The sequence below is a fragment of the Methylorubrum zatmanii genome, from assembly GCF_014845115.1.
In the GTDB taxonomy this organism is placed as follows: Bacteria; Pseudomonadota; Alphaproteobacteria; order Rhizobiales; family Beijerinckiaceae; genus Methylobacterium; species Methylobacterium zatmanii.
This window is the reverse complement of sequence record NZ_NKUI01000224.1, coordinates 21,611-29,239: the sequence shown is the minus strand read 5'-3', so window position 1 is coordinate 29,239 and position 7,629 is coordinate 21,611. Positions and strand designations below refer to the sequence as shown.

Below are 7,629 nucleotides of genomic sequence, written 5' to 3'. Positions count from 1 at the left end.
GCCGCCGCGGGTGGTGACGACGACGTTGGCGATCTCGTCCATGCTCTCCAGGCGTCCGGCCGCGCGCACGACATAGCCCTCGCCGTTGTCCTCCAGGTAGCGCGCACCCTGGTTGGCGTTGTTGGCCTGGAGCGCCCGGGCGACGTCGCCGAACGAGAGGTCGAGGGCGGTCAGCTTCGCGGGATCGGGCTGGACGTGGTACTGCTTCTCGTAGCCGCCGATGCCGTCGACGCCGGCCACGCCCGGGACGGTCTTGATCTGAAGGCGGATGATCCAGTCCTGGATCGTGCGGAGATAAGCTGATCTCTCCAGCTCGGTCGTGAGGCGCTGCCCCTCCGGGGTCAGGTAGCTGCCGTCGGATTGCCAGCCCGGCTTACCGTCGAGGACGGGCGCTTTCTCGCCGGCTTTCTTGTAGTTCACTGTCCACATGTAGATCTCGCCCAGGCCAGTCGAGACCGGGCCCATCTGCGGCTCGGCCCCGGGCGGCAGGTCACTCTTGACCTGGTTGAGGCGCTCGGCGACCTGCTGCCGGGCGAAGTAGATGTCGAGCTTCTCGTTGAAGACGGCGGTGACCTGCGAGAAGCCGTTGCGCGACAGCGAGCGGGTGTATTCGAGCCCCTTGATGCCAGCGAGCGCGGTCTCGACCGGGTAGGTGACCTGCTTCTCGATGTCGACGGGTGAGTAGGAGGGCGCGACCGTGTTGATCTGCACCTGGTTGTTGGTGATGTCCGGCACCGCGTCGATGGGCAGCTTGGTCAGCGAGAACACACCGAAGCCGGCGGCGAGCAGCGACAGCAGCACCACGAGCCAGCGCTGGTGGACCGAGAAGTCGAGGATGCGACTGATCATGGCGAGCGTCCCGTCTCAGTCGTGGTGCTCGGCTTCGCCCTTGCCGAGCTCAGCCTTGAGGAGGAAGGTGTTCTTAACGGCGATCTCCTCACCCGGGGTCAAACCGGCAATAATCTCGACCGACTCATCGTCCGATTTGCCCGTTTTGACATCACGTCGCTCGAAGCCGTCCGCGGTGCGCACGAAGGCGACCTTCTCATTACCCATGCTCTGGAGTGCGTCGCGGGGCACCTTCACCTTGGCGCTGTCCTGGCCGACCTGGATTTCGGCCGAGACGAAGGTGCCCGGCCGCCAGCTGAAATCCTGGTTGGGCAGCGCCGCGATCACGCGGGCCGAGCGGGTCTCAGCGTTCAGGATCGGGCTGACGAAGATGATCTTGCCCTTTGCCCGCTGGCCCGCATCCTCGTCTCGGGGGGCGATCAGAACCTCCGCGCCTTCCCGAACCTTGGCGAGATCCGTGGTCGGCACCGCGAGCTCTACCCAGACTGTGGAGAGGTCGGCGACTGTGTAGAGGTCGGCCGGGTCACCCTGACCGCCCACCGTCGTCCCGACGTCGACCTTGCGCTCAACGACGCGTCCAGTCAGCGGCGAGCGCAACTCGTATCGACGCAGGCTCGACTGGTTCGGGGTAGCCTCATCCCGCTTCTGCGCCGCCGCAACCTCATCCGCGTTGAGCCCCAGAGCGGAGAGCTTCTGCCGGGCTAGGTTCAGGCGCAGCTGCGTTTCGGAATAGGTAGCTCGTGCTTGAAGGAACGTGGCCTCGGCTGAGATCCGCTTATCCCAGAGCGCCTGCTGCCGGTCGTAGTTGGTCTTCTCCAACTCGGCGCGCACCGATGCCGTCAGATACTCACTCTTGGCATCTGCCACCTCGCGGCTGTCGAGGACGGCGACGACTTCGCCCTTCTTCACGGGATCGCCCAGACGCTTGAGCATCTCCGCTACGGTGCCGACGACCCGGGCGGGGACCCGCGCGACCCGGTCGATGTCCGGCGTGATTGTGCCGGGCGCCATCAGGTGCCGTGAGAGCACACCGCCCTCGACCGATGCGACCGCGATCTCCTGGTTGGTGATCTGCTCGGGCGACATCTTGATCTGCCCCTCGGCGGCATGGTCCTCCGCCTTCTCGCCGGCCGGCTTCTCGGCTTCGGCCTTCGGAGCCGCTGGGTTTTCCGGAACGGGCTCCGTCTTCATCAGGCCCGTCGCCGCCAAGGCTCCCTGGATGACCTGAGACACGCGCGGGACGGCACCGCCGATCGCGACGCCCACCGCCAGAACTATCAAAATGAGAATGGCACGCATGACGCTGACCTCGACCGGGTCTTCGGGTGTCGACTGCGCGACGGCGCGCAGTCGATCGGTCCCAAACCCCACATGACCTCAACGCCCGGCACCTGGGTCAGGCTCGAGCGACGAACACCCACCGCAGCGGTGGGACGGGTCAGACTCGGGGCGGTCTGCGGAGCGGGGAGGCGGGACGGGAGGCGAGCGGCTCGGTCTGGACGCGATAGACGACTCTGTCAGCCGTCCGAACCGGCTCGAACGTGACCGGCTCGGCCCGCATCACTTGGTGACATCCGCAGTGAACGTGGAGCAGAATGCCCGCATCCGCTGGGTCGCTAGAGCTTGTGTGATCCGCAGCCGACTGCGACGACAGCGTCAGCAGACCATCGCTCTGGATGGGGCTCGGTGCCGCGGCAGTTTCAGAGGTGATGATGGAGAAAGCGAACACGAAGGCCACCAGGCACGCCACGGCAGCGCGCAGCAGGCGCGCCGAGTCGCTCATCCAAGGGTACCGCAGGCTCGTCATCGCAGCCCTGATCTACGATCGACCGCAAGCAAGCACAAGGTATGCACCCCTCTGGCCGGAATGAGACACTTCGTCGCCTGAGACTGCTTCAAGCGTCCCTGCCGGGAAATGACGGATTGGCTGCCCCTTTCCGGTCCGGCACGGCGCCCGACGAACGCGCGGCCGTATCGGTTTTCGGCTCCTCTGGATCGGTTTCGGATCCTCTACCGTTGGCATCGCCCCCACCGTGGTGGGCGGCCTGCTTCAGCGGCACGAGGTAGCGCAGCGTCAGATAGGTGACGAGGCTCAGGATGGCGGCGATGTCATAGAGGCCGTAGCCCACCGCCGCCCCGAGTGCGCCCGTGGCCCACAGGCTGGCGGCGGTCGCGGTGCCGGAGGCACGCCCGGCATGCTTCAGGATCGCACCGCCGCCGATGAAGCCAACGCCCGTGATCACGCCTTCCAGGATGCGGGCCTGTCCCGTCGAGTCCGCCCCGAGCACGCGGATCGCGACCAGCACGAAGCCGCAGGCGGCAACCGCGACGAGGGGAAAGGTGCGGATGCCGGCCGAGCGCTCCTCCTGCTCGCGGTCCCACCCGATCGGCGCCGCGAGCGCGTAGGCGATCGCGAGATCGACGAGATGGGATGCCACCTCCCAGAGGCTGAAGGCCGTGAACTTCATCGACGTGACGGTTCTTTCTCGATAGCGTTGCGCGGTGCGCCCCACGGGCAAAGGTAGCTTTCAGCATGATCGCCGATGCGCGAGCCGGCACGACTCAGGTGGCGATCTCCTCGATCACCAGCATGCCGAGGAAGCCTATGAAGAACATCGCGGTAGTCCAGGGTTGCTCGGGTACGGCATGCGCCTCCACGAGCAGCTCTTCGGTGACGAGATAGAGCAGCGCGACGAGCGCGAAGGCGAAGAAGCCGGCGAGATAGGGTCCGGGCAGCGCACCGATCGGCGTGCCCAGAAGTGCGCCCATCGGCAGCAGGAGCGCGAGACCGGCCACGGTACCGACCACACGTCCCGCGGATCCGCTCGTTTGTTTCAGCTTGGAGGCGACCGCGATCCCGAGAAACAGCACCTCGAGCGTGAGTGCGCCCGTCAGCAACAGGCCCTGCTTCGCCCCGGCCGCGAAGCCGATGCCGAGGACCAGGCCGTCGATCAGGATGTCGATCCCGACCGTCGCGATGAGCCCGGTCGACCCCTTCGCCTTCTCTCCCAGGCGCTTGACCAGGAGCATCAGGGCGACACCGAGGGCTCCGCCGACGATCACCGCGATCGGGGATTGCTGATGCTTGAGGTCGGGCAGGATCTCGCCCGCGACCGCGGCGAACAGGACGCCCGCGGCGAGATGCTGGACGGCGCTGGTGACCGCCGGGCCAGGCTGACGCACGGCGGCGACGGCGGCCCCTAGTACCGTCGCGAGGGCTGGGATGAGCGTGTAGGCCCAAGCTGACATCGAAGTTCCGTATTCCTGGATTGCGACGGGGACACACCATCGGCGGCGGAGGCCGAGCGGCTCAGGTCCCTCAGATGCGCAGAGCCTTTTCCTCGGTTCGAAGCGCCGCATCCTCAATCTGGATCGTGACGTGATCGACCTTGAACTCGTCCGCCAGGATCTGCCGTGCGTGGCGCAGCACGCGGGCGGCGTCACCCGCCCCAGGCACCACCAAGTGCCCGCTCATCGCGTCGAGACCCGAGGTGATGGTCCAGACGTGCAGGTCGTGCACGCCGGCCACGCCTGGGATCTCGGCCAAGCGGCGCTCCAGCAGCACGACGTCAACCTGGGGCGGGGTGCCCTCCAGCAGGATATGGGTGACCTGGCTGAGCAGACTCCAGGTGCGCGGCACGATAAACAGGCCGATGCCGGCTCCCACGATCGGGTCGGCCAGCCGCCAGCCCGTGACCATCACGATCACCGCCGCCACGATCACCCCGAGCGAGCCGAGCATGTCGGAGAGCACCTCGAAGTAGGCGCCCTTGACGTTCAGGCTCTCCGACGAGCCGCCGGACAGGAGGCGCATGCTGATCAGGTTGACCACCAGGCCGACGGTCGCCACCGCCAGCATCGGGCCGCCGATGACCTCGGGCGGGTCGACGAAGCGGCGGTAGGCCTCGTAGAGGATGTAGATTGTGAGGACGAGGAGCACGACGGCGTTGGCCAGCGCCGAGAGCACCTCCGCGCGCAGGTAGCCGTAGGTCCGCTGCGGCGTCGCGGGCCGCTCGCCGAAGCGGATCGCCAGGAGTGCCAGCGCAAGACCTCCTGCGTCGGTGAGCATGTGGGCGGCATCGGCCAGGAGCGCGAGGCTGCCGGTCAGCAAGCCGCCGACCACCTCGGCGGCCATGTAGGTCAGGGTCAGCCCGAGCGCCCAGACCAAGCGCCCGCGGTGCCGCCCCGCGGCCGAGCCGCCGAGGGTTGCTCCATGATCATGCCCTGCACCCATTCCGGTTCCTCTTTCCTGAGCGGACGATCACAGCGTCCCGGTGACGCGGGCGGCGGAGCAAAAAGATGCGTCGACACCCTGACGATCACGGCCTGATGGCTCGCCGCGGCGCCGGCATTCCTCGGGGCAGCGAACCGGCCCAACCGCCGCTCCTCCAGCGATGAGCCCGGACTGCGGGGCAGGGACGCACGCGCTCACGCCGCGGGCTCGAGAGCCTCGCTCGGCTGCGCCGTGTCGCCCCCGCCCTGCGTGCCGCCGGAACCGAAGAACCCGAGCAGGCGCAGCGCGTTCGCGGTGACGATCACGGTGGCCCCCGTATCGGCCAGGATGGCGATCCACAAGCCCGTCAGCCCGAGCACGCTCGTGACCAGGAACACCGCCTTGAGCCCCAGCGCGACGGCGATGTTCTGGCGGATGTTGGCCATGGCGGCCCGCGCCAAGCGGATCATCTCCACGACGTCGTAGGTGTGGCTCCTCAGGAGCGCGCCGTCGGCGGTCTCCAGGGCCACGTCGGTGCCCGAACCCATGGCGATACCCACGCTCGCCGCCGCCAGTGCAGGTGCATCGTTGATACCGTCGCCCACCATCATGACCCGGCCCCCCACCCCGAGCGCCCGGATCACCGCGACCTTGTCATCGGGCATCTGCTCGGCGCGGAACTCCAGACCGAGCGCGCTCGCGATCGCCGCACCGGTGCGCGCGTTGTCGCCTGTGAGCATGATCGGACGGATGCCGAGATCCTGTAGGGCTGCAAGAGCCGACTTCGCGTCGAGACGCGGCTCGTCGCGCAGGGCGATCAGCCCCACCAAACGGCCGCCCACCACGAGCGCCGTGACGGTTTTGCCCTCCGCTTCAAGCGCGGCGCTCCGCTCGCTCGCCCCGGCCGGCCAGGTCGTACCGCCTTCGGCAAAGCGCGGAGCACCGAGAAAGATCTCCTGCCCGCCGAGCGAGCCGGTCACGCCCTGACCCGGAACGGCCCTGACCCCGTCGGCGGGCTGGATCCGGCAGCCCGTCGTCCTGGCCCACTCCACGATCGCGACGGCGAGCGGATGGTTCGATCCGGTCTCGACGGCCGCAGCCAGCCGCAGCACCTCAGCCTCGCTACCGGAATAGACCGCGACGTCCGTCACCCGCGGCGCTCCTTCGGTCAGCGTGCCTGTCTTGTCGAAGGCGATGACCTGCGTATTCGCCGCCGCCTCGATCACGGCGCCCCCCTTCATCAGCAAGCCGCGGCGCGCGCCGGCCGACAGGGCCGATGCGATCGAGGCCGGCACCGAGATCACGAGCGCGCACGGGCAGCCGATCAGCAGGAGCGCGAGCCCGCGATAGACCCAGGTCGACCAAGCCCCCCCGAACAGGAGCGGCGGCACCAGAACGACGAGGAGGGCGAGGCCGACGATGAGCGGCATGTACCAGCGCGAGAAGCGGTCGATGAAGCGCTCCGTCGGCGCGCGCGCCTCCTGCGCCTCCTCGACGAGGCGGATGATGCGCGCGATCGTGTTATCCTCGGCGGCCTTGGCGACGCGCACCCGGAGTGCCGCCTCGCGGTTGATCGAGCCCGCGAAGACGCCGTCCCCCGCCCCTTTGGTGCTCGGGAAGGATTCCCCCGTCACAGGAGACTCATCGATGCCGGACGTGCCGGAGAGGATGACGCCGTCGGCCGGGATGCGATCGCCCGGTCGCACCAGCACTGTCTGGCCGATCGTGAGCGAGGCGGCCGGCACGTCTCGGGCGATGCCGTTCTCCTCGACCAACGCTGTTTTCGGGACGAGTTCGCCGAGCGCCCGGATGCCGGCGCGGGCTCGGTCGGCCGCCACGCCCTCCAGCACCTCGCCGACCGCGAACAGGAACACGACGAGGGCGCCTTCCTCCGCGGCGCCGATGAACAGGGCGCCGGCAGCGGCGATCGACATCAGCATCTCGATCGTGAACGGCATGCCGGCGCGCGCGGCCGCGATGGCGCGCTGGGCGACCGGCGTGACCCCGACCAGCGTCGCGCCCACGAATGCCCAGAAGGCCAGCGCGGGAACGCTGAGCTTGATCGTCCAAGCCAGGGCGAGCATGGCGCCGGTGAACAGGACCAGACGGCCCTTGCTGGCCTGCCACCAAGGCCTGTCAGCGCTCTCGCCATGTGCGTGCCCTTGCTTTGCGAGAACGCCGTCATGCTGGTCTGCCGCCGTCAGGGGTGCCTGCTCGTCCTGGTCACAGCCCGGCTCACCACAGCCGTGTGCTGCGTTCGCATCGCGGCGGCCGAGCAGCTCGTGCTCGGGACCGGAAGTGAGGGATGGCGGCAATTTGCGCGTGAGCGTGTAGCCGAGGCCGGCCACGCGTTTCTCGACGGTCCTTGAGGAGATCTGGGTCTGATCGATCGTGGCGGTCAGGGTCTCGGTGATCGTCGAAGCCCTGACGTCGCTGACGCCCGGCAACTTGGCCAACGCCGTTTGGATCTTGCCGACGCAGCTGGCGCAATCCATCCCCTCGACCTTCCAGGTGAAGGTCGAACCGTTCTCGCGCGCGGCGTCCGCACTGTGTCCCGTCATGAGATC

At 68.1% G+C, this 7,629-nt stretch carries 6 protein-coding genes; all 6 read right to left on the bottom strand.

Annotated elements, in window-relative coordinates:
• On the bottom strand, positions 1-849 hold an 849-nt coding region (locus MZTS_RS21735; RefSeq protein ID WP_192285380.1), incomplete at its 3' end, for an efflux RND transporter permease subunit.
• A gap of 15 nt (positions 850-864) precedes the next feature.
• Positions 865-2,148 (bottom strand): efflux RND transporter periplasmic adaptor subunit, encoded by a 1,284-nt coding sequence (locus MZTS_RS21730; RefSeq protein ID WP_048447873.1) that lies wholly within the window; start codon positions 2,146-2,148, stop codon positions 865-867.
• Positions 2,149-2,744: 596 nt separating this feature from the next.
• On the bottom strand, positions 2,745-3,362 hold the full coding sequence (locus MZTS_RS21725; RefSeq protein ID WP_425492767.1) for an MgtC/SapB family protein: 618 nt from the start codon (positions 3,360-3,362) through the stop codon (positions 2,745-2,747).
• A gap of 49 nt (positions 3,363-3,411) precedes the next feature.
• Positions 3,412-4,098, bottom strand: coding sequence for a ZIP family metal transporter (locus MZTS_RS21720; RefSeq protein WP_048447853.1), 687 nt, complete (start codon positions 4,096-4,098; stop codon positions 3,412-3,414).
• A 70-nt stretch (positions 4,099-4,168) separates the two neighbouring features.
• Positions 4,169-5,083, bottom strand: a complete 915-nt coding sequence (locus MZTS_RS21715) for a cation diffusion facilitator family transporter (protein WP_048447854.1) — start codon at positions 5,081-5,083, stop codon at positions 4,169-4,171.
• Between the two features lie 194 nt (positions 5,084-5,277).
• Positions 5,278-7,623 carry a heavy metal translocating P-type ATPase gene (locus tag MZTS_RS21710; RefSeq protein ID WP_048447855.1) on the bottom strand — a complete coding sequence of 782 codons (2,346 nt, stop codon included), beginning with the start codon at positions 7,621-7,623 and terminating at the stop codon, positions 5,278-5,280.
• Between the last annotated feature and the right edge of the window lie 6 nt (positions 7,624-7,629).

Excerpts from the sequence above, each read along its gene's own strand:
- MZTS_RS21730 (WP_048447873.1), bottom strand. The coding sequence starts at position 2,148 with ATGCGTGCCATTCTCATTTTGATAGTTCTGGCGGTGGGCGTCGCGATC.
- MZTS_RS21720 (WP_048447853.1), bottom strand. The coding sequence starts at position 4,098 with ATGTCAGCTTGGGCCTACACGCTCATCCCAGCCCTCGCGACGGTACTA.
- MZTS_RS21710 (WP_048447855.1), bottom strand. The coding sequence starts at position 7,623 with ATGACGGGACACAGTGCGGACGCCGCGCGCGAGAACGGTTCGACCTTC.
- MZTS_RS21715 (WP_048447854.1), bottom strand. The coding sequence starts at position 5,083 with ATGGGTGCAGGGCATGATCATGGAGCAACCCTCGGCGGCTCGGCCGCG.